The following is a 20,347-nucleotide window of genomic DNA, read 5'->3' as shown; positions in this document are numbered from 1 at the left end:
TGCTGCGGGTTGCGCAAGCGTCGTACACTTGCGCAACCCTCGAACGGCATGGCGGAGCGAGACCCTCGTCGACAGGCAGCTTCTCCGCCGAGCGCGGCGCCGCCGCCGACCGCGGCCGAGGTCGCGACCGAGCTCGACGCCGCGGAGAGCGCGCCCAGCGAGCGGACGCCGCAGGGTCAGGCCTCCCTGATCGTCCGCGCCGGTGATGGCGCGGCGCGGGTGATCGATCTCACCGACGGCGATGTGGTCGCGGTCGGCCGCGCGCCGGAGTGCACGGTCTGCGTGGACGACGCCCGCGTCTCGCGCAACCACGCGCGCGTCGCGCGGCGGGGCCAGGTCGTCGCGCTCGTCGACCTCGGGAGCCGCAATGGCACGTCGGTGAACGGCGCCGTCGTGCGCGGGGCGGAGCGGGCCCTCGCCGGCGGCGACGTGATCCGCATCGGCCCGGCCGAGATCGTCGTCGCGATCGCGGCGGCGGCGCCCGTCGAGGCGGCGCCGCCGGGGGCCGCGCCGGAGGCGCTGGAGGGCCCGCCCTCCGGCGCCGGCGCCGGCTTCGTCGTCGCGGACGAGGCGATGGTGAAGGTCTTCCAGGTGGTGCAGCGCCTCGCGCGCGCGCAGACGACGGTGCTCGTGCTCGGCGAGACGGGTTCGGGGAAAGAGGTCGTCTCCGAGCAGCTCCACCGCATAAGCCCGCGCGCCGGGGGCCCGTTCGTGAGGCTCAGCTGCGCTGCGCTGCCCGAGGCGCTGCTCGAGAGCGAGCTCTTCGGGCACGAGAAGGCCGCCTTCACCGGGGCGGATCGCCGCAAGATCGGCTACTTCGAGGCGGCGCAGGGCGGCACGCTGCTGCTCGACGAGATCGGCGAGCTGCCCCTCGCCATGCAGGCCAAGCTGCTGCGCGTGCTCGAGAGCCGGCGCGTGGCCCGGATTGGCGGCACGCAGGAGATCGAGCTCGACGTGCGCGTCGTGTGCGCGACGCACCGGGACCTCCAGGCCGAGGTGGCGGCCGGGAGGTTCCGGCAGGATCTCTACTATCGCATCAGCACGTTCGTCCTCCGCGTCCCGCCGCTGCGCGAGCGGCGCGCCGAGATCGCGCTGCTCGCGCACCGCTTCGCGCAGCAGGTCGCCGGGCGCATGGGGGAGCGGGCGCCGCGCTTCGCGCCCGCGGCGATGCAGGCGCTCGAGGCGCACGCGTGGCCCGGCAACCTGCGCGAGCTGCGCAACGCGGTGGAGCACGCCGTCGTCCTGGCCGAGGGCGGCGTCATCGAGGTCGAGCACCTTCCGGCCTCCGTGGTGGAGGGCGCCGAGGGCGCCGCGCCCCCAGCGAGCGCGGGCGCGGGCGCACCCCCGGCGAGCACGGGGGCGCCGCCGCCGTCCGCCGACGGGACGATGCCGGCGCGCCTCGCCGAGCTGGAGAAGCGGAGCATCGAGGACGCCCTCGCCGCCGAGGGGAACAACCAGACGCGCGCGGCGAAGCGGCTCGGCATCTCGCGGCGCGCGCTGCTCTACAAGCTGGACAAGTACGACATCAGGCGATGAGCCGCGGGGAGCGCGCATGGGCGCCGCGCCCGGGAGCCGGCGCGCTTCGGCGAGGGGGGATGCTGGTGGAGTCGCCGGTCGCGAGCCGGCGCGCGAGCTCGGCCAGGTCTCGCTCGAACGCCTTGGTGTGCTCCTTCCGGACGCGCCGGGTGATGGCGACGTGGATCGTCCGGCTCACGCGCGGGCTGCCTGGTTCCGCGTGTCAGAAATCCCGCCAGAAAAACCGGTCCTCTCCTACCGCTACAGCCCTGACTCGAACGCCCTGTTCGCCGCAGCGCTCGCCGTCGGCTGGGACGCGGAGCGCCTTCGTGCATCCCCGGGAGCGGGGCGTCACGGGCAGTCCGAAAGGACGTGCGCTCCGCGCGCCCTGAGCGCTGCGAGGTTGCTCGCCTGAGCTGCGCAGTCGATCGGGTTTCTGCGCAAGCCCACCATGCCGCTTTGGCCGAAATCCGGGTTGGCCACGAGGGGTGTCAGATCGGACACCAAGCTGTCCGAGATGTCAAAGATGGACAGGGAAGGAAGGCTCGCGAGCGGAGAGAGGTCGGAGATGCGGTTGCGCCCGAGGAACAGCAGCCTCAGCTCGGTCAGGGTCGACAGGGGCGAGGTGTCGCTGATCTCGGCGTCGTACAACCGGATGAGCGAGCGCAGCGGCGCGACATTCGTGATCGGGTTGCGCCTTGCGGTCAGGGAGCGCAGCTCCGTGAGCGAGCGCAGCGGCGAGAGATCTGCCAGGCGATTGCCGATGACGTCGAGCTGCGTGAGAGAGCGGATGCACTCGATGCCGGAGAGGGAATGGATCTCGCGATCGGCGGCAAGGTGGCGGACATCGTGGCCGCCTGCGCGAGGAGAGACGCGACGCGCGCGTTCGTCTAGAATCCCTTTTTCCGGAGGACGAACTGTCCGCCATCGGTCGGCGGAGCGTAGCTCTTTCCTGAAAAATCGAAGGCCGTTTCCCACGCCCCGCTGACCCAGACGCCGCCTTTCGTGTCGACGGCGACGTGCGTCAGGCCGTTCGGGTTACCGGTCGCGAACTCGACGCTCTCGCCCTTCGCTCCGTCTGCCGCGAAGCGCGTGAGGCGCCCTCCTTTGGCATCTTCTTCCGTGCCGAGCCAGCCGAAGCGACCGGCCACGTAGCTTTGACCATCGCCGCCCAGGGCCAGCGCGTTGCCGTAATAGTCTGGTCCGCCGAGCCGGCTCGCCCAACGCACTGTCTCACCGTCCTCGAAATCATAGAGGACCGACTCCGATCTTTTCTCGTCGAAGGTGTCCGTATGATCGAGGAAGGTCGATGTCGACGTCTGTGAGGCGAGGAGGAGGAGGCGTCCAGAGGCGGTCGACTTCAGGTCTTTCACATAGTCGAAGCTCGCCCCGCCAAAGCGGAGCGCGCGCAGGGGATCGCCGCTCTCCGGGTCGAGCCAGGCGAGCCAGCCGTTGTAGACGGCTGGATCGTCCTGCCCTCCAGCCTTTTCGAGCTCTGTCCCTCCGATCGTGAGTCTTCCAGTGAACGCGCCGCCGGCGAGGATCTCACCGCCACGATTGAACGTGAGGGCAATCGTGTATCCCTGGCTGATATCGTGCTCGAACGTCGTGCTCCAGATCTCTTTGAGGGTCGACCCGGAGAACTTCATGATCCGAGGTTTTTGTACGGACGCGTCGTCGTTGTACACGCCGAGGCCAACGACGACGTCGCCGTCCGCGTCGACCGCCATCGTGCTCAGAGGAGAGCTGCCTTCGAGGGTGACCCCGGCCGCAAGGGCGATCGAAAAGTCGGGGTTCACCTTGACCAGATAAAACCCTTCCTCGACGGCCGTGAGGGTGAACTCGCCGAAGGTCATGTCCATGTAGAGCTGACCGACGAGGAAGATCGAGCCTTCCGCGTCGATCGCCATCAACTCTGGCTCAGCGGCTCCGGGCAGCGCGAGCGCGTGGAGAACTTCTCCGGTCGCCGAGTACTCCGCGAGAAAGGGTTCGCCGATCGAATCGGGGAGGAGCTCCGCGGGAGCTCGAGCTCCGACCGTGACGACCGAGCCATCTGGGGTCGCTGCGAGCGGTTGACCGAGGCCAAAGGCGTTGCGCCGCGGGAAGCTCAGGAGAAATTCCTCGCCGGCCCCATCGGGGTCGGGCTGCGCTCCGCCGCTCCCGTTCGCGCCGCCACTCGCAGCGCCGCCGCTTGCTGCGCCACCCGCACCGCCACTTGCTCCAGCTGACGCCGTTCCGCCGGCGCCCGCGCCCCCGGTCGACGCATCTCCGCCGGACGCGTTCTCCGCACTCGCCGCCGGTCCGCCCGTCGTCCGGCACGCGAGGAGAACGAAGGGCAACGCGAGAGCGATGAAGCGGCGTACCTGCGACGTCGGGATCTGACCAAGGCCGATCTTGGCACACGCTGACACGCGTCCAAGGTCGCGGTTTCCTCGGCCGAGGCCGAGGGCCAGCGCGATCCCAGAGCTTTTCCGGAGACTTCGAAGAGGCGAGGAGGGGGGCATCGTTCCCGTCGGAGCAGACTTCGTGCCGCTTTGGTGCCTCGCCCTCGAGGGGCCAATGGGCGTCTTCCTGGCAGGGGAAGTTCCCTGGTCGCCTCCGGGGTTCCCCCTCTACGTCAGGGAAGATGTCGCCGAGGGAAGAGCCCGCGGCCGCCGGCGTCGTCGCGGCGCTACCCGCTGCAGCAGCGGAACCCGATCGTGTGATCGGTGTCGGCGCGCTCGCGCTCGTCGCGCGCGTCGCACCGGAGCTCTTCGAGCGTTCCCTCGCTGTCGAACGCCCCGCCCCGGGTCCTGCAGAGGTCGCCGGGGCCGACGTCGTCGGAGCACGCGTCTTCCCACTCGCGGACGTTTCCGCTCATGTGCTGCAGGCCGAGATAGCCGCCCTCGCACGCCAGGCTGGTGTCGTCGCCGACCGGCACCGTCTCGGTGCCGTCGCCGTTGCACTGGAGAGCGTCGAACTCGCCGGTGGAGTGAGCGAGCGCGCCGTGCTTGCTGCACGCGTCGAACCACTCGCCCTGCGCCATGTCACCGCGGAACGGCAGCGGGCCGCCGTGGCGCTCGCCGCAGAGGCGCTTGCCCTGGCTCTTGCAGAAGGCGCGCGCGTCGCACCAGTCGACGCAGGTGGCGGGGTGCTCGTCCTCCTTGCGGCGCGCCGTGCACACGGGGGGCGCGTCGGGCTCGGTGTCGTCGAAATCGAAGGTGCCGTTGAACGCGCAGAACGGCTCCTGCCCCGCGACGTCCGGCCGCGTGGCGAGGAAGGCGCGGTAGGCGGCGTTCGACACCTCGGTTCGATCGACGCAGAACGAGCTCTCGATCGTCACCATGCCGGCGGGGCACTGGCAGACGCCCTCGGTGCACGCGGCCGTCGTGCAGTCGGCGCTGGCGTCGCAGGGCTGGCCGTACAGGCACGAGGCGTTGCCGGCCCCGGGCTCGCAGGTGAGGCCGTGCAGCGGGCGCACGAGCGAGCACGCCGAGAGGAGGGCCGCCGCCAGGGCGGCGGCGCCGCCGCGGGCGCGGGCCGACGCGCGCATCAGAAGGCCCCCGCGACGCCCGCGGCGCTGCCGGCGATGAACGGCCGGAGCGCCGTCGCGCCGGCCTTCGGGGGCTGCGCCGCGGCCGGCCGGGTCATGTAGAGCCACGCCGCGGCGCCCAGCGCGACGACGCCCACGCCGAGGCCGACGTCGGCGATGGCGTGCTGGACCCGGATGGCGCGCACCTCGCCCTCCGCGCAGCGCGGGGCGCACGTGGCGCGCAGGTCGGCCTCGGCGCTCAGCGAGAGGGCGCCGGCGACGGCGAACACCGCGAGGCCAGCGACGCCGACGGCGCCGGAGGCCCACACGAGCCCCGGGACCGAGGGCTCCGCGGGGGGCGCGGCGCGCGGGGCGAGCGGGCGAGGTGAGGTGGGGGCGCCGGCCGCAAGCGCGCCCAGGGTCACGGTGAGCGGGCGGTTCTTCTCGCCCTCGCGGATCAGCACGCGCTCCTCGACGGCGGGGCCTGTCGCGGGCTCGAAGCGGAAGGTGCGTGGACCCGGGTCGACCGGCAGCGCCTTGCCGTCGAGCGCCGCGGCGAGGGGGCGCCCGTCCACGAGCACGCGCACGTCGAGGCGCTCTCGCCCGTGCGCGTCCTTCGCGGCGACGACCACGGAGGGCAGGCTCTGCTCGACCTCGGCGAGCCACGGCCCGCAGTCGGCCACGGCGGCCGCCGGGCACGTCGGCTGCGAGCAGACGACCAGCGCGGCGCGCGCCTCGATCAGCCGACCGTCGCGGCGGAGGCCCTGCGCGCGCTCGTAGGCGTCGGCGCACGCCTGCTTGTGGGGCGCGGCGTCGGCGCGCGCGCCGGTGAGCGAGAGCGCCGCCGCGGCGGCGAGGGAGAGCGCGAGCCGGGCGCGGGCGGGACACGGAGGGTTCATCGGTTCACAGGCACTCAGGCTTGAGCCGGCGTATGCCGGCCTTGTCCACGGTATAGGGCGGGGAGCAGCGCTGGGCGTCGGCGCGGGTCGCGCGTGCCGCGGGGGCGGGCGCGCGCGTGCCCGCGGCAGGGCGCGCCGGGCGCTGTGCGGGCGCGGGCGCGACGGTGCTCGTCGGGTCAGCCGCGGGAGCGCTCGCCGGGCCAGCCGCGGGAGCGCTCGCCGGGCCAGCCGCGGGAGCGCTCGCCGGGCCAGCCGTCACGGTGCTCGTCGGCCTCGCCGCGACGGCGCTCGCCGCCGAGGCGCTGGCCGCCTGCGCCGCGGGCGCGTGGGCCGCGCGCGCGGCGTCCTCCGGGCCGGGAGGGGCGCGGCGCCACGACTGCGCCGCGAGCGCGGCCGCGCCGCCGAGGAGCAGCGCGCCGAGCAGCGCGAGCGGCGGGCGCGCGCGCTTCCTCTCCGCGGGGGGCGGACCCTCGTGCCGCGCGCCGTCGGTCGCAGGCAGTCCCAGCGAGATCCCGCTGGACGTCACCGATCCGGGCGGGGGCTCAGCCGCCGGCGTCCCGTGATCGAGGGCCCTCGACGGGATCGCGGGCGCGGTCTCTGCCAGCCCGCGCCCCGGATGGCTCTGCGAGATGGGCTCATCAGGTCCGCCCCCGTCGCCGGGCGCGCCCGACCCACCCCGCGCGGCCGCGCCCGAGCTGGCCGCCGCCGGGCCGCCCGGGATCCCCGCCGACGCGCTCTCGATGGCGGCGACGCGCGCCGCCCGCCGCGCGAGCGCATCGCCGGCGAGCTCCTCCACCCACTCGCCCACGGCGCGCGGCGACGCGAGCGGGACGGCGTCCTCGATGGCGACCGCGAGCTCGCGGGCGGTCGGGTAGCGGCCCTCCGGGTTCCGCTCCAGCGCACGGAGGACGATGGCGTCGAGCGCAGGCGGCACGTGCGCCGCGAGCGAGCTCGGGGGCCGGATCGGCTCCTCGAGCACGGCCCGGATGAGGTCGCCCTCGTCGCCGCCGTCGAAGAGCCGGCGGCCTGCGAGCGCCTCCCAGAGGACCGCGCCCGCCGCGAACACGTCGGTCCGCCGGGTCACGTCGGCGCAGAGGACCTGCTCGGGGGCCATGTACGCGAGCTTGCCCTTGATCTGCCCGCCGCGGGTGGTGCTGAGCCGCCCGCGCGCCTTGGCGATGCCGAAGTCGAGCAGCCGCGCCGTTCCGTCGACGCCGACGAGCACGTTCTCGGGCGAGACGTCCCGGTGCACGATGCCGAGCGGCTCGCCCGACTCGCTGCGCGCCTCGTGGGCCGCGTGCAGGCCGTGGAGCGCGCCGCACGCGATGCTCGCGACGATGGGCACCGGCGCCGGCGCGCCGCGCGCGCGCGCCGCCCGGAGCAGCCGCGCCAGCGACTCGCCCCGCACGTACTCCATGACCAGGAACGCCTCGTCCTCCGCGACGAGGAGGTCGACCATGGCGACGACGTTGGGGTGCTGGATGCGCGCGACGATGCGGGCCTCGTCGCGCAGGCTCTCGGCGATCTCGGGCGCCTCGGCGAGCGCGGGGTGCAGCCGCTTGATGGCCACGGTGCGCGAGAAGCCCGCGTCGCCGACGAGCCGGCCGAGGTGCACGGACGCCATCCCGCCGGATGCGATCGCGCGGTACAGCAGATACCGCCCGATGGGCCTGGGCTGCGACGGCTCCGGCGACATGCCGGTGGGATGATACACGAGCGCGCCCGGCGCCGCCTGGGAGGCGCCGGCGCGGTCAGTGGGCCTCAGCTCTGGAGGGGTGTGCTCGGCTCGACGAAGCAGAGGCGGTAGCCGTCGGGGTCGGTGACGACGACCTCTCGTGTGTGCCACGGCTGGTCGCGCGGCCCGTCGACGGCGGCGCCGGCCGCCGCGGCGCGCGCGGCGATGGTCTCGATGCCGCGGTCGCCGGCGGCGCTGAAGCAGACGATGACGCCGAGGCCGCGCTGCCCCGCGAGCGAGACCCCCGGCGGCGTCGCGACGAGGAAGAGATCGGCATAACGCGCCCAGCGCAGGTGGATGAACACCGGATCCTGGTGGACGCGGGTGAAGCCGATGAGCTCGTAGAACGAGGCGGAGCGCTCCGCGTCGGTGACGAGGAGCTTGACGTAAGCGGGCATCACGTAGGGGTCGTCGCTGGGCATGGTCCCTGGGCGCGAAGGTGCGCCGCGCCGTGCCGGAAGGCAAGGCGCGAGCGCCGGACGGGGCAGCGGCCGCCCGCGAGCCCGGCGGTCCGCTGGGCAGCGCGGGAGGGATCGAGAGAGCGGAACGGGCTCTGGGATGGAAAGTCAATCCACTCCGTTGCTCGCGCGCACGTTCGCCGACAAGACGCTCTCTCTCGAAGCGGTGCGCTCTTAGCGCGGAGCCGTGTGCGCATGGGCGAACGCCCGGAACGGAGCGACTCATGTCCTTTCGGATCTGCTCGCCGAGTTTCTATTTGACGCCCAGACCACACTCGGAAGAATGCGAGTGCATCCGCACCGCGTGTCGCCGCCGCTCGGCGAGGAGTCTGCACCATGTCGATGCGCTTCCACGGCAAGCTCGGCCTTTTCTGCGCTTGTGTCCTCGTCGTGGCTCCCGCGTCGGCGCTGGCGCTCGAGTTCAGCGGCGGCGTGAGCGTCGGCGGGATCCAGATCGGGACCGAGCCTGAACTCGCCGTGAGCCCCTTCGTCGGGTGGCTCTGGCGTAAGACGAGTGACTTCCGGATCGAGGTCCACAACGTGCTCAGCATCGTTCCCGGCGGGGGCATTGGGGTCTACGATCGGACGGCGATCACGCTCGGGTACGCCACGAAGACGGGCTATGTCAGCCTCGGTCCCTCGCTGTCGGTCTACATGATGCGGGTGTGCGGCGCCGTGATCTGCGACCGCGTGATGGGGGTCGCTCCGGGCGGCCGCGCCCAGTCCGACTGGTACTTCGCCGGGCGTCTGGGGGCGTCCACGAGCGTCAATCTGGACTGGGCCGGCGGGAGCAGTCGCGTCCTTCCCGGCAGCATGGTCCTGATGGTCACGGCCGGGCCTATCTGGAGGTTCGGGGGAGAATCAAAATGAAGAGGCGGATCGTTCTTCTGGTTCTCGGTCTCACGGGGTGCAACTTCGATATGGGAGAGTGCTACGTCCGGGGCGAAGGAAGGGAGGGGGCCGGCGGGAGCATCATCACCCCTACGGGCGGCGTGGGCGGCTTCGGGTACGTACCTCTCCAGCCGCAAAACCACACCGGCTACGACGAGGATCCGTGCGGCGGCTCACGGGTTGCCGAGTGTACGGTCACGTGGAAAGCGGATTCAGCTCAGTGCAAGAACCGGGGTGAGGCAGGTACCTGCACCACGCTCTACCAGGGCCTTCATGGTAGCCTGGACGAAGCCAAGGAACGATGTGAGTATGCGAACGGGGTGCACCTTGGCTCGGGAGTGCAGTCGTGCGGCCCGTGCCGGTGGGTGAATGGGGCGAACGACGATCCGGTTGAGAGGTGCAAACAGAAATGCGAAAGGATCAATGAGAAGTGCATAGAGAACTGCCCAAAGGGGGACAAGGATTGCATGTACAAGTGCAATCTGGAGCTTGGCGACTGCCTCAGGGATTGTGAAAGATGAACATCCTAGAGATCGTGTCCACCTTCACGCCATCGGACGGAAGCGCGCCGCGGACCATAACGATCCGCATCAGCGACCTCCGCGAGGAACCCGACGGGTTGTGGTCCGTGGCCGTGGACGTGCTTGGGTTCAAGACCGATGACCATGTGCGCCTCAAGGGTGCAGACTGGCTCAATGCCATCGAGAGTGCGGCGGGGTTCATTCGGAGGCTTGCGGGAGGCAAGGTCAGGGATTACGGCGGTACCATCACCCCGCTTCTCCTTCCGCCTTGACGTCCGGGCCGGGAGAGCCAGAGTTCGCGCCGCGCGACCTCCGAGCGAGGCGCCCCTGGACCGCGGCCGTTGCGCCGGCGTCGATGCCCGTGGTCCCTCTATTGCCGGCGCCCAGCTGCTTAGCGAACTTATTCGGTGGACCAGCGCTTTCGAAAGTCCGGTATTCGCCGCTCTCGATGGCGAGCGCCCACGTGTTCAGCAGTGATGCGTGCCTATCCCAGAAGCTTTTGCAACCGTCGATGTAGTCGATGACAGCGTCTCGCTGCCCGACGGCGAGCAACTGGGATGCGAGCTCGAAATCGGGGCCAAATGAGTTGAGCTGCGGCGAGCCACGGACCTCGCTGGCCGCCCGCAGATGTTCTGCCGCGCCGGCCGAGTCGTTGCGTGCCATCGCGACCTTTCCCAGGGCGATGTGTGCGTAGTGCACGGCGTTTCCGTACTGCGATGAGTCGGCGAGATCCGCCGCTTCGGCGAGCAGTCGCTCTGCGGCTTCGGTCGCCCGCTCGTAGTTCTCGCACATGACCGCCGCCGCTGCGATGTCCATGAGAATCCCGAGCGTCTCGAGCGTAGAGCGCTCAATCGTGCGCGCCGCTTCATATTCCGCGAGCGCTCCTTGCGCGAGTCGTGTGCGTTCTTCGCTCGATGTCGAGCCAATGCTGGATCTGAAGTGCAGCCCTCCCAGGCGCTGTCGCCAGGCTGACTCGTCGGGTTCGATCGTAGCTCCCCGCTTGTACAGATCTTCGGCGATGTATGGATCTCCGGACTCAAGAAAGCTGCCGGCGTTCCTGAGGACAGCCAGGTCGTTGGGGCTGTTGGATACCGTGCTCAGCCAGAGGCGTTTCCCCTCGTTGTACGCATCCGGGTAATGTTCCGGGTGGATGCGCGCGAAGGCAGCGAGATGGATTTCTGGGCGATGTGCGATCAGCCAGTGAATGTGGTCTGCTCGTCGCTGCTGTGCGTCATCGTTCGGGCTCGTGAAATAGAATCCGAGCAACTTGGTGCGCGCTTCGATATCGTTCGAGCTCTTCAGCAGGTGGGACTCGAGGGCCGCTGCATCTTGCGCTGCCAGGTCGATGCCGTCGGTGCACAGGGAGAGCCAGTCGGGTGCGCGTTCCATGGTGCCGCGAGGATAGCGCGCCTGGCGGGCGCATGTCGGTGAACTCGTTGCCGCTCTTGTCTACCCGACCGGGCTCGTGCACGTCGCCCAGGACGTCGCGCCCCATGGCCCAGGAGCAGACCGCGCGGCGCGGGGTAGAGGATCGAGGGCCTCAGCGCCGCGGCAGTGTGACACGGACGTTCCTGCGGGCGTCTGGCTGTCCTGATCCGCGGTGACGCTGCCTCGGCCGAGCCGGCGAGCTCGCTGCTGCAAGCTTCAATCCGGCTATTCAGGAAACCGCAGCGTCTTGACGGAGTTGCCGTCCTCCGCCTCCCTTGGAAGCCGCGCCGCACACGGCGAGCCCGCCCCCGCGACCCTCCTGCGCGGTCCCAGCGGCCCTCCTACGCGGCCTCGGCGCCCTCCTGCGCAGGCCCCCGCGGACCCTCCTGGGTACGGACCGGTGGCCTGGGTAACGGTTCAGACCGGGAGCCTGGGTAGCACCCGGACGGACCGGGAGCTTAGGTGACACAAGTCGTAGAGGACTGGCGACGGAGGAGCGCTGGTGCCTTGGAAAGAGACATGTTCAGTGGACGAGAGGCTTCGGTTCATCGCGCAGGTCAACGAGTCGGACGAGACGTTCGCGGAGCTGTGCCGGCGGTTCGGCATCAGCCGGGTACGGACCGGTGGCCTGGGTAACGGTTCAGACCGGGAGCCTGGGTAGCACCCGGACGGACCGGGAGCTTAGGTGACACAAGTCGTAGAGGACTGGCGACGGAGGAGCGCTGGTGCCTTGGAAAGAGACATGTTCAGTGGACGAGAGGCTTCGGTTCATCGCGCAGGTCAACGAGTCGGACGAGACGTTCGCGGAGCTGTGCCGGCGGTTCGGCATCAGCCGGAAGACGGGGTACAAGTGGGTGGAGCGCTACGAGCAGGCCGGACCGAGCGGGCTGGAGGAGCGGCGGCCCGTGGCGCGCTCGTTCCCGCATGCGACGCCAGCGGCGCTCATCGACGCGCTGATCGAGCTGCGGAAGGAGCGCCCCACGTGGGGGCCGAAGAAGCTGCGTGCGCGGCTGGAGAGCCTGGGCGTCGAGGGGCTGCCAGCAACGAGCACCATCGGCGAGTTGCTCAAGAAGCACGGGCTGATCCGGCCCCGTCGGCGCCGCGTGGTGACGCCGACGACCGCGATGCCGTCGCCGCTGGCTCCAGCCGAGCAGCCGAATGACACGTGGTGCGCCGATTTCAAAGGGCACTTCGCGCTCGGCGACAGGACGCGCTGCCACCCGCTGACGTTGACGGACCAGGCGTCGCGGTACCTGCTCAAGTGCGAGGGCGTGGCGAAGCCGGACGAGGCCTCGGTGCGGCCGCACTTCGAGCGCGCGTTCCGCGAGTTCGGGCTGCCGCACCGCATCCGCTCCGATAACGGCCCGCCGTTCGCCACGATTGGCATCGGTGGGCTCTCGGCGCTCTCGGTCAGCTGGATCAAGCTCGGCATTCATCCCGAGCGGATCGAGCCCGGTAAGCCGCAGCAGAACGGCCGTCACGAGCGAATGCACAAGACGTTGAAGGCGGAGGCGACATCGCCGCCAGAAGCCAACTTGGCAGCGCAGCAGCGCGTCTTCGACCGGTTTCGGCACGAGTACAATGATCAGCGTCCGCACGAGGCGCTCGGCCAGAGGACGCCGGCTTCGCGCTACACGCCCTCGCGCCGCTCGATGCCGAGCAAGCCCTCGTCGCCGGAGTACCCGGACACGATGGCCGTTCGACGCCTGGACGAGCAAGGACGGATGCTGTTCGGGGGCGCGCAGACCAACGTCTCCACACTGCTCGCCGGCGAGCCCGTGGGGCTGACTCCGATCGCCGATGACGTCTGGGAGCTGTACTACGGCCCGGTCCTGCTCGCGCAGGTCACCCTCAAGAACAAGGAGCTGAAGCTGGCCAGGGCGCGGTGACCTGCGCGAACTCACGCCGGATCGTGAGGAGAGGCTCGTGTGTACCGCGACCACGGGGAGCGGTTCGTGTATAGATCCAGGCGGTCCGAGAAAGTGCGGCGAGCGTGTCGCGTCGACGAGCATCCGGTCCCTGTTTCCAGTCCTCCCGGAGCAGGGGCCCGTGGCTCAAGGAAGTGTCACCGCAGCTCCCGGTCAGAAGTGTTACCAGGGCTCCGCTCGTACACCTACGCGGCCTCGGCGCCCTCCTGCGCAGCCCCCGCGACCCTCCTGCGCGGTCCCAGCGGCCCTCCTACGCGGCCTCGGCGCCCTCCTGCGCAGCCCCCGTGACCCTCCTGCGCGCCCATTTTGGTGTCCTACCGTACGATCGCTTGCCTCCTGCGCGGCCCCGGCAACCCTCCTGCGCATCTACTTTGGTGTCCTATCGTACGATTGCGTGATTCCTGTGCAGCCCCAGCGCCCTCCCGCGCGCCCAGTTGGTGCCCTGCGTTACCATGGCTCGACGCCTGCGCATGGCCGTCACCCCTGCTGCGCGCTGCGCAGCCTCGGCGTTCGCTTGAGCGGCGCATCTGTCCCTCTCCCCTTGCGACCTTGCGACGAAAGCGTCGGTATCGTGCTCTCCCGTGACCCGAATCCTCGGCGGCGCCGATTTCCTCATTGAGCGACCGCCCCTCGGCTCGGAGGGGCGCTGACCTCGACAAGGAGACATCTCATCGCCATGGCACAGAAGGCACTCACCGCCGTTTCATCCAGGACCAAGAACACGCGCGCTTCGAGCGACGCCGGAGGTACACACCGCTCGTCGGGCGGTGCGCCCGAGTTCACGCTGAGCGCCGAGCGAGAGGCCGAGCTGCTCCGAGAGGCCGAGTCGCTCGGCGATAACGCCTCCCTCTTTCCAGGCAAGCTCGCTCGACGCGTCATCTGGTCGAGCCGCATCCAGCTCGCCGCCGAGCGCGACGCGGCGGATCTCGTGCGCACTCCGTTCGCCGAGGACGAGCCCCCGCTCACGCGAGAGGAGATCCTCGGGCTTCGTGAGAAGATCGAGCTCCTGCGCATCGTACAATCGCGCTGGCAAGCGGCGCAGCAGCGCCAGGAGCGGGCGGCGGCGGCCTTCCAGAAGCCGGCCGCCGAGGCCACCCAGATCAAGCAATCGCTCCTCCGCTTCTTCGATCTCCGCTTCAAGAAGAGCCCCGAAGGGCAAAAGCGGCTCATGGCGATCCGGGCGGGCACCGGCGACGCGGATCTGGTCCAGGACGCCTCCGATCTCCTCTTGCTCTGCTCCGAGCACGCGGAGGCGGTTCAAAAGGCGCCTCGCGGCGAGGCCGCCGCGGCGGACCGCCTCCGCGAGCTCTCGCCGGTGCTCGCGCGCATGCTCGCCGACAAGAGGCTCTCTCTCGAAGCGGTGCGCTCGCGCAAGCTCCGCGACGCCGCGTACACCCTCGTCGTGAACGCAGAGCGGAGGCTGCGCGCCGCCGCGGAGTACTGGTACGCGGGCACCGACGAGATGAAGGACTATGCGCCGTTCCCCGCCTCCCGCGGCGCCTACGGCGGAGGAGAAGAGGAGGGGGAGGACGGCGGCGAGTCGGAGGAGGCCGAGCCGGAAGACGGCGTGGCGGAGGAGGGCGAGTCGGGAGACGATGAGACGGGTGATGACGGGGAAGACGGGGAAGACGGGGAGTCGCCCTGAGCTCGCCTTTCACGACTCCCTGACGGGACGACCCAGGGCCCGCCCGACCGACGAGCGCCGGTCCCGGAGAGCTCCCGCCAGCTGACTCACCTCCGGCGCCGTAGGCTCCCCGCGCTCACCGAGGCGCTCGCCGCCCGCTAGTTCCGCCTGGCAGCATGCGCCATAGTTCGACGCGTGTCGCTCGACGCTGCGATCCACTCCTTTGCCGGCGATCCGCTCACCGACATCCTGCGGCTCACCCAGGCCACCTCGGTCATGGCCGGGGGCATCGCCGCCGGTGGCCGCTGGGCCGTCCACTTCCCGCCGCCCGGCGAGATGAAGATCTCGCTCGTCGCCAAGGGCGGCTGCTGGTTCCGCCTGGACGGCCACAAGAAGGCGATCCGCGGCGAGGCGGGGGACGCGGTGCTCCTGCCCGGGCGAAAAGGGTTCCTCGTCGGCAGCGACCTCTCGGCCGCACCCCTGGACGTGAGGTGCCTGCTGGCCCAGAAGCGCCACCTCTTCTCCACCATCGGTGACGGCTCCGAGGTGCTGCTCCTCGCCGGCGGCGTGACCCTCGATCCGCGCCACGCCGACCTCGTGCAGGGCGCGCTTCCCCCGTTTCTGCACGTGCGCGCGACCGCACCCGAGGCAGCCCCCATCCGCTGGCTCATCGAGCAGCTGCTGGCGGAGCAGACCGCGCGCGGCGCGCCGGGCGCCTTCCTCTCGGCGTCGATGCTGGCGCAGCTGCTGTTCGTCCAGATCCTGCGCGCCCACCTGGCCACGGCGCCGCGCCTGCCCGCGGGCTGGCTGCGGGCCCTCCGCGACGAGCGGCTGGCGGCGGCGCTGCGCCTCCTCCACGGCGAGCCGGCGCGCGACTGGAAGCTCGAGGAGCTGGCCCGCGCCGCGGCCATGTCGCGCACCACCTTCGCCGTGCGCTTCAAGGAGGCCGCAGGGATGGCGCCGCTCCAGTACCTCACGGCGTGGCGCATCCGGCTGGCGGAGCGGCGGCTGCGGGACGAGACCGCGCCGATCTCGCAGATCGCCGCCGCGCTCGGCTACTCGTCGGAGAGCGCCTTCAGCCACGCTTTCAAGCGCGTCACCGGCAAGCGGCCGCGGGACTACCGCAACGAAGCGCGCGGCTGACGCTCGTCCGATCGTTCCGTACGCTCGCGACAGTCATCGGCACGCTCGCGCATGGTGCGTTCGACATGCCCTCGCTATCGATGAGGACATGCGAACCGTGCTCGTCCTCGGCGGCACCGGGCTCACCGGCCGCCGCCTCGTCGAAGCGCTGCTCCAGGAAGGGTTCCTGGTCCGCTGCGCCGTGCGCAACCTCGACGCCGCCCGCGCCAGACTACCCGCCGCCGCCGAGCTCGTGCGCGGCGACATCGCCGACCGCGCCTCCATCGAGGAAGCGGTTCGCGGTTGCGAGGCCGTGTTCAACTGCGTGCACACGCTCTCGCCGCAGAAGGGCGCCGCGCCCGGCGAGACCTTCGTGGACACCGAGCTGCGCGGCCTGGAGAACGTGGTGGCAGCCTGCCGGATCCACGGCGCGCGGCGCGTGCTCTACGTGACCTTCCTGGGCATCACGCCCGACACGCGCTCGATCTGGGCACGCGGTCGCTGGAAGGCCGAGCAGATGCTGCTCGGCAGCGGGCTCGACGTGACCATCCTCCGGCCGGGGCAGATCGTCGGACGCGGCGGCTTCGGCTTCGACACCACGCTGGCCAACGCGCGGCGGCGCGTGGCGCTGATCCTCGGCGGCGGCCGGAACCGCATGCAGAACATCGCGCTCGACGATCTCGTCCATTACCTCGTGCGCAGCCTGGACGAGCCGCGCACCTTCGGCCGGGCCTTCGACGTGGGCGGCGACGAGGCGTTCACCACCGACGAGATGGTCGACGTGGCGGCCCGCGTGCTCGGCCGGCGCCCGCCGTGGAAGCTGCACCTCCTGCCCTGGCTGCTGGCGCCGTTTGCCGGGCTCTTCGAGCGCCTGGCTGGCCTGCCCCGCGGCGCCTTCGCCGACCTGCTGCTGGGCCTGGACGCCGACCTCGTCGGCGATGTGGGGCCGATCCGCGCCATCATCCCGCTCACACCCATGCCCTACGCGCAGGCCGTCGAGCGGGCGCTCGCCGACTGAGCACCTGCACGGGCGACCGGGGCGGCGTACCACGCGATATGCGGCTTCGCGACCGACCACGCCGGCAGGTTCGTCTATCCGGCGTCAACGTGGCTTGCGCTTGGTCCGGTCGTGTCGCGACGGGATCTCGTCCCTCCGTACGCCCGGGGGGGAAGCCGGGCCGTTTTGGACGAGCTCTTTTGGGCTGTGGAGTGAAGGCTGCCTCATCGTCGATGCATGGATAAGTCGCTAATTATTATCGCGCACTCCAGCCACGTCATGCGCGGTCAGGATCGCGCCACCCCCCGGGAACCTCCTGTCCACGCTCCCGGCCCCACGCCCGCTGGCACACGACGCCAGGGCCGGCTCCCGGGAATCACTGCGCAGCCGGCCGGAACCGTGTAGGATGGCGCTGTACTCAGAAAGCGGGTGAATTTGAGCTTTTCCGATTTCTTCAAGTCGCCGTTCGGCCGTCGGTCCGACATTTCGTCGCTGCCCTCGCCGCCGCTGGCACCGGAGGAGGACGTCATCGCGCCGCCTTCTGAGGTCGATTTCGCGGCCATCCTGCTGGCTGCCGGCGTGACCCCGGAGCAGCGGAGCAAGATCCTGAAGGCGCAGGAGCTCCTGAGGACGCTGCCGAACGAAACCCCCGTTCCGGTGAAGCGGGACATCGTTGAAGCGGCATTCAGGGCCTTCGACGTCTCGACTCAGGAGATCGTGGCCGCAGCGTCGAAGCAGATCGAGGCGCTGCGGGCGTTCACGCGCACCGGCGAGGAGCACACGCAGCGGGTGCTCGCCGAAGGAAACCAGCAGATCACGCTGCTGGAGTCCAAGATCGCCGGTGTGAAGGCGTCGATGGACCGGGAGGTCGCCGCGCAGGCGTTGCGCACCAGATCCACGCTCGACCAGATCAACGAGGTGCAGCCGGTGCTGCAGTTCTTCGCACGGGATGGGATCGCCCCGAGCCCCCCGGAAGCCCACGCCACCGCGTCAGGGCCGGGGGAGGGGTCCCAGGGAGAAAGCGTGGACGTCCAGTTCGACGCGGGCCGGTGAGCCTTGTCGGGGCGCGCCCTCTCCTGCCCGCCGCCGGAGCGGACTCCACGGCGTCGCGCGTCGCGGGCCCCCGGCGCCAGCGTCGAGCCTCCTGGCCGCAGGGAGCGTGACGTAGGTCGGCTCGGCCTACCGCTGCCTCGAGAACAACGCGCTCCATGTAGGCGCGACGTCCGCGATGATCTCCATGAACCGCGGCGGGATGTCGGAGGCATCCGTCATCTGCTGGATCGTGAGCACCTCGGCGGTGCCGAGCCCGACGGGGCACCGCAGCGCCCACGCGATCGCCTCTTCCTTCGAGCTCACCTCGATCAGGTAGAAGCCACCGACCAGCTCCTTCGTCTCGACGAAGGGCCCATCGAGCACGACGCGCTTGCCCCCGGAAATGCCGACGCGCGCGCGGGCCCCACCGGGGTTGAGGCCCTCGGACGCGATCAGCACGCCGGCCTTCATCAGCTCCTCGTTGTACTTCATGTAGGCGGCGAAGAGCTCCTCGCCCGGTGCCCCCTCCGCCTCTGCGTTCGCGTCGCTGTTCCCCGGCGCTGCTGTCTCGCTGGTCCCCGGTGCTGCGGTGATGATGAAGCGCATCGTCGTGTCTCCTTCTCTCGTCGTGCGGGCGCCCGGCCGGTCCCGACCGGCTGAGCCCTAGCTCTACCGTCACGACGAACGAGGGGACGCGCGAGCGACACGCCGGGCGATCTTTTTTCCTCGCCGCCAAGTATCGAGAACACAGGATTTATGTAGCCGAGCGCGCAACGAGGACGAACTCCGCCTACCGCGCGCTACTGCGCGCCCGCCCGTCCGGGTCTTGCGCTGCTACCCGCGCCCCCGGGCGCATCGAGAGCGCATAGGTCACCCCGCGCTCCAGCGTCGCCCGCGTCACGATCCCTCCCAGATCGGCGCCCAGCTCCACGAGCGCCTGCGCCACGCTCGGCCGGATCCCGGTGAGCACCACTTCGGCCCCGAGAAATCGCGCGCTCCGCGCCGCCCGGATCAGCGCGTCCGTCACCTCCGGCCCTGCCTGCGGCACCGCCGTCACGTCGAGGATCGTGATCCGGGCTTGCTGGCGGGAGATCCCCTCCAGCAGCGTCTCGGTGAACTGAGCGCCCCGCTCGCGCGTCAGGTCCCCGACCAGCGGCGCCACGAGCACCCCGTCCGCGATCTCATCATCCCTCAGAAGCCCGTCAATCTTGCTTAGCAAATCTCGCGTGACCCGCTGTCCCGGTGAAATGCTTGCCCTCGCCCGCGGCGCCTCCCTCCCGCGCAGCCCACCTTGCACCAGCTACACGATCGTGTAGCCGGGTCGCTCCGCCGAGAGCACGCGGGTCGACGACCCGCGCCGCCCCTCCCGCTGCCGAGGACGCGCAGGGAGCGGGCGCATGCGGCGAGAGGATCTCGTAGAGCCACGCGCTCTGCGTGCCCTCCCCCAGCACCGCGTTTCTGTCGCCAGGGATCGTCGTGAGGCGCTCCATGAGAGCTTGTCCGTTGGTCTCCACGATGTACGTCCCCAGCCGCTTGCCGCTCTCGCTGCGCACGGCAAACGTCGTGCTGGTCCTCGGCGCTCTTCTCGAAAACGCCGCCCCGCGCGAGGCGTAAGCCGCGTGTCCGTTGTCACCGGGTCGGGTCAGCGTAGCATTGCCGTCGCAGCGCGCCGCCTCGGCCCGCTGCGTTCGAAAAGGGGAACATCGTATGCACATGCAACTGGCTCACACTTGTTTTCGCGTGCTGTCGGTCGCTTCGGTCGTCGCCCTCCTGGGGTGCAACGTCGAGGTCGAGAGCCCGGATCAGGGCAACGGCGACGTCGACGGGGGCGAGGACGAGGCGATCGGCACCGCCGAGCAGGCGTTTGCCGCGTTCGGGTACAGCAGCGCCACCGCGACGTCGGGCAACGCCTTCCAGAACCTCGGCACCTGGAGCGGGAACGCGGCCTACATCATGGGCGTGACCGGAAACCTCCGGGACGGTGGCAACGTCGCGATGTACAGCTGGCTCGGCACGGCGCGCGTGTTCGCGCACGCCGACTCGGGTGTGTCGGTTCGTGCCTACGGTGGGCTCGCCAACCCCGGCACCATGATCACGCAAGTCGGTTACTCCAACAACAGCTATACCACGACCAATCCCAGGGTGTTCCTCGCGTCGACCAGCAACAACCGACGCTGCTTCCTGACGCAGGTCATCAACTACGAGGGCGGCGACAACTTCGCCGACGCGTCGGACTACATCGGCGTGGAGAAAGACGGCGGCTCTTGGTACCTCCACGGGCAGGGGAAGGTCGCCGGCTACGCGAGCTGTGTACAGGTGACGGACTACCTCGGCGAGGCTTACCACGGCATCCAGCCAGGGTCGGTGGACCTCGGCCCCGCGGTAAACGGCAAGACGTGCTGGCTCAAGGGGATTGGCGGCATTCTCCGCGGCGGCGTCTCCACCGGCGTGGTCGTCCAGTACGACGCCGCCCAGTCCAGGTGGGAGATGAACGTCTCCACGAACACGCAGGGCTTCGTGGAGTGCAGCATCTGATCGGCCGAGGTCCGGCGCCGGCGATCCTCTCGAGGACCGTCCCGCGCTCGGCTTCGTTGGCCGCTCGCGCGCAGGCGGTCGCCTTCTTGCGCTTTCGCGCCGGGAGCGCACGGCCGCTCCGAGGAGTCTGAATTTCAGATAGCAGCTCCTG

20 protein-coding genes and 1 pseudogene are annotated in these 20,347 nt (G+C 70.5%); 11 read left to right on the top strand and 10 right to left on the bottom strand.

Annotated features, from left to right (window positions below; translation table 11 throughout):
- The first annotated feature begins 48 nt into the window (after positions 1-48).
- A complete protein-coding gene (locus tag WMF27_RS20345; RefSeq protein WP_437767231.1) occupies positions 49-1,536 on the top strand; it encodes a sigma 54-interacting transcriptional regulator in 1,488 nt (495 codons plus the stop codon).
- On the opposite strand, the gene WMF27_RS20340 is transcribed toward WMF27_RS20345, so the two are convergent.
- The 7 genes from WMF27_RS20340 to WMF27_RS20310 form a co-directional block, all read right to left on the bottom strand.
- A complete protein-coding gene (locus WMF27_RS20340; protein WP_437767232.1) occupies positions 1,526-1,714 on the bottom strand; it encodes a hypothetical protein in 189 nt (62 codons plus the stop codon). The two genes, WMF27_RS20345 and WMF27_RS20340, sit on opposite strands and share 11 nt — an antisense overlap.
- Before the next feature lie 152 nt (positions 1,715-1,866).
- A complete protein-coding gene (locus WMF27_RS20335) occupies positions 1,867-2,493 on the bottom strand; it encodes a leucine-rich repeat domain-containing protein (RefSeq protein ID WP_437767236.1) in 627 nt (208 codons plus the stop codon).
- The gene (locus tag WMF27_RS20330; RefSeq protein WP_437767237.1) at positions 2,406-4,019 is read right to left on the bottom strand and encodes a hypothetical protein; all 1,614 of its coding nucleotides are present in this window, start codon (positions 4,017-4,019) and stop codon (positions 2,406-2,408) included. Before WMF27_RS20330 ends, WMF27_RS20335 begins: the two co-directional genes overlap by 88 nt.
- A 167-nt stretch (positions 4,020-4,186) precedes the next feature.
- Positions 4,187-5,047, bottom strand: coding sequence for a formylglycine-generating enzyme family protein (locus WMF27_RS20325; RefSeq protein WP_437767238.1), 861 nt, complete (start codon positions 5,045-5,047; stop codon positions 4,187-4,189).
- Positions 5,047-5,925, bottom strand: a complete 879-nt coding sequence (locus tag WMF27_RS20320) for a hypothetical protein (protein WP_437767239.1) — start codon at positions 5,923-5,925, stop codon at positions 5,047-5,049. The genes WMF27_RS20325 and WMF27_RS20320 overlap by 1 nt, the downstream gene beginning before the upstream one ends.
- Before the next feature lie 4 nt (positions 5,926-5,929).
- The gene (locus tag WMF27_RS20315; RefSeq protein WP_437767240.1) at positions 5,930-7,621 is read right to left on the bottom strand and encodes a serine/threonine-protein kinase; all 1,692 of its coding nucleotides are present in this window, start codon (positions 7,619-7,621) and stop codon (positions 5,930-5,932) included.
- A gap of 65 nt (positions 7,622-7,686) precedes the next feature.
- Entirely contained in the window at positions 7,687-8,082 is a 396-nt protein-coding gene (locus tag WMF27_RS20310; protein ID WP_437767241.1) for a VOC family protein, read from the bottom strand.
- Between the two features lie 372 nt (positions 8,083-8,454).
- Here WMF27_RS20310 and WMF27_RS20305 point away from each other — a divergent pair, with 372 nt between their 5' ends.
- From WMF27_RS20305 to WMF27_RS20295, 3 genes are read left to right on the top strand one after another with little or no spacing between them, the layout of a single operon-like run.
- Positions 8,455-8,988 carry a hypothetical protein gene (locus tag WMF27_RS20305; protein WP_437767242.1) on the top strand — a complete coding sequence of 178 codons (534 nt, stop codon included), beginning with the start codon at positions 8,455-8,457 and terminating at the stop codon, positions 8,986-8,988.
- Positions 8,985-9,530: a hypothetical protein gene (locus WMF27_RS20300; RefSeq protein ID WP_437767243.1), complete on the top strand. Its 546-nt coding sequence runs from the start codon at positions 8,985-8,987 to the stop codon at positions 9,528-9,530. Before WMF27_RS20305 ends, WMF27_RS20300 begins: the two co-directional genes overlap by 4 nt.
- A complete protein-coding gene (locus WMF27_RS20295) occupies positions 9,527-9,802 on the top strand; it encodes a hypothetical protein (RefSeq protein WP_437767244.1) in 276 nt (91 codons plus the stop codon). Before WMF27_RS20300 ends, WMF27_RS20295 begins: the two co-directional genes overlap by 4 nt.
- Here the strand turns inward: WMF27_RS20295 and WMF27_RS20290 are convergent.
- The gene (locus tag WMF27_RS20290; RefSeq protein ID WP_437767245.1) at positions 9,777-10,919 is read right to left on the bottom strand and encodes a hypothetical protein; all 1,143 of its coding nucleotides are present in this window, start codon (positions 10,917-10,919) and stop codon (positions 9,777-9,779) included. The two genes, WMF27_RS20295 and WMF27_RS20290, sit on opposite strands and share 26 nt — an antisense overlap.
- Positions 10,920-11,460: 541 nt before the next feature.
- Between WMF27_RS20290 and WMF27_RS20285 the strand changes: the two are divergent.
- The 6 genes and pseudogenes from WMF27_RS20285 to WMF27_RS20260 form a co-directional block, all read left to right on the top strand.
- A pseudogene (locus WMF27_RS20285) lies at positions 11,461-11,583 on the top strand (IS481 family transposase); the annotation flags it as partial.
- Positions 11,584-11,683: 100 nt separating this feature from the next.
- Positions 11,684-12,847: an IS481 family transposase gene (locus WMF27_RS20280; protein ID WP_437767246.1), complete on the top strand. Its 1,164-nt coding sequence runs from the start codon at positions 11,684-11,686 to the stop codon at positions 12,845-12,847.
- Positions 12,848-13,562: 715 nt separating this feature from the next.
- Complete coding sequence (locus tag WMF27_RS20275; RefSeq protein ID WP_437767247.1) at positions 13,563-14,531, top strand: ATPase; 969 nt, start codon at positions 13,563-13,565, stop codon at positions 14,529-14,531.
- Positions 14,532-14,705: 174 nt separating this feature from the next.
- Complete coding sequence (locus WMF27_RS20270) at positions 14,706-15,653, top strand: cupin domain-containing protein (RefSeq protein ID WP_437767248.1); 948 nt, start codon at positions 14,706-14,708, stop codon at positions 15,651-15,653.
- A gap of 88 nt (positions 15,654-15,741) precedes the next feature.
- Positions 15,742-16,650, top strand: coding sequence for an SDR family oxidoreductase (locus WMF27_RS20265; RefSeq protein ID WP_437767249.1), 909 nt, complete (start codon positions 15,742-15,744; stop codon positions 16,648-16,650).
- Between the two features lie 414 nt (positions 16,651-17,064).
- Positions 17,065-17,682 carry a hypothetical protein gene (locus WMF27_RS20260; RefSeq protein WP_437767250.1) on the top strand — a complete coding sequence of 206 codons (618 nt, stop codon included), beginning with the start codon at positions 17,065-17,067 and terminating at the stop codon, positions 17,680-17,682.
- Positions 17,683-17,808: 126 nt separating this feature from the next.
- Here the strand turns inward: WMF27_RS20260 and WMF27_RS20255 are convergent, their stop codons facing one another.
- Together WMF27_RS20255 and WMF27_RS20250 are read right to left on the bottom strand one after the other, a co-directional pair.
- Complete coding sequence (locus WMF27_RS20255) at positions 17,809-18,267, bottom strand: YciI family protein (RefSeq protein WP_437767251.1); 459 nt, start codon at positions 18,265-18,267, stop codon at positions 17,809-17,811.
- Between the two features lie 184 nt (positions 18,268-18,451).
- On the bottom strand, positions 18,452-18,880 hold the full coding sequence (locus tag WMF27_RS20250; RefSeq protein ID WP_437767252.1) for an STAS domain-containing protein: 429 nt from the start codon (positions 18,878-18,880) through the stop codon (positions 18,452-18,454).
- Positions 18,881-19,374: 494 nt separating this feature from the next.
- Here WMF27_RS20250 and WMF27_RS20245 point away from each other — a divergent pair, with 494 nt between their 5' ends.
- Entirely contained in the window at positions 19,375-20,196 is an 822-nt protein-coding gene (locus WMF27_RS20245; RefSeq protein ID WP_437944402.1) for a hypothetical protein, read from the top strand.
- The last annotated feature ends 151 nt before the right edge of the window (positions 20,197-20,347 follow it).

This window comes from Sorangium sp. So ce281, assembly GCF_051527395.1.
GTDB classification, from domain to species: Bacteria; Myxococcota_A; Polyangia; order Polyangiales; family Polyangiaceae; genus Sorangium; species Sorangium cellulosum_B.
Note: the sequence above shows the minus strand (reverse complement) of the source record. Positions and strands in the feature narration are given on the sequence as shown.

Bases quoted from the DNA above. Each gene is read 5' to 3' on its own strand.
- WMF27_RS20345 (WP_437767231.1), top strand. From the start codon at position 49: ATGGCGGAGCGAGACCCTCGTCGACAGGCAGCTTCTCCGCCGAGCGCG.
- WMF27_RS20330 (WP_437767237.1), bottom strand. From the start codon at position 4,019: ATGCCCCCCTCCTCGCCTCTTCGAAGTCTCCGGAAAAGCTCTGGGATC.
- WMF27_RS20325 (WP_437767238.1), bottom strand. From the start codon at position 5,047: ATGCGCGCGTCGGCCCGCGCCCGCGGCGGCGCCGCCGCCCTGGCGGCG.
- WMF27_RS20320 (WP_437767239.1), bottom strand. From the start codon at position 5,925: ATGAACCCTCCGTGTCCCGCCCGCGCCCGGCTCGCGCTCTCCCTCGCC.
- WMF27_RS20315 (WP_437767240.1), bottom strand. From the start codon at position 7,621: ATGTCGCCGGAGCCGTCGCAGCCCAGGCCCATCGGGCGGTATCTGCTG.
- WMF27_RS20310 (WP_437767241.1), bottom strand. From the start codon at position 8,082: ATGCCCAGCGACGACCCCTACGTGATGCCCGCTTACGTCAAGCTCCTC.
- WMF27_RS20305 (WP_437767242.1), top strand. From the start codon at position 8,455: ATGTCGATGCGCTTCCACGGCAAGCTCGGCCTTTTCTGCGCTTGTGTC.
- WMF27_RS20300 (WP_437767243.1), top strand. From the start codon at position 8,985: ATGAAGAGGCGGATCGTTCTTCTGGTTCTCGGTCTCACGGGGTGCAAC.
- WMF27_RS20295 (WP_437767244.1), top strand. From the start codon at position 9,527: ATGAACATCCTAGAGATCGTGTCCACCTTCACGCCATCGGACGGAAGC.
- WMF27_RS20290 (WP_437767245.1), bottom strand. From the start codon at position 10,919: ATGGAACGCGCACCCGACTGGCTCTCCCTGTGCACCGACGGCATCGAC.
- WMF27_RS20275 (WP_437767247.1), top strand. From the start codon at position 13,563: ATGGCACAGAAGGCACTCACCGCCGTTTCATCCAGGACCAAGAACACG.
- WMF27_RS20265 (WP_437767249.1), top strand. From the start codon at position 15,742: ATGCGAACCGTGCTCGTCCTCGGCGGCACCGGGCTCACCGGCCGCCGC.
- WMF27_RS20255 (WP_437767251.1), bottom strand. From the start codon at position 18,267: ATGCGCTTCATCATCACCGCAGCACCGGGGACCAGCGAGACAGCAGCG.
- WMF27_RS20245 (WP_437944402.1), top strand. From the start codon at position 19,375: ATGCAACTGGCTCACACTTGTTTTCGCGTGCTGTCGGTCGCTTCGGTC.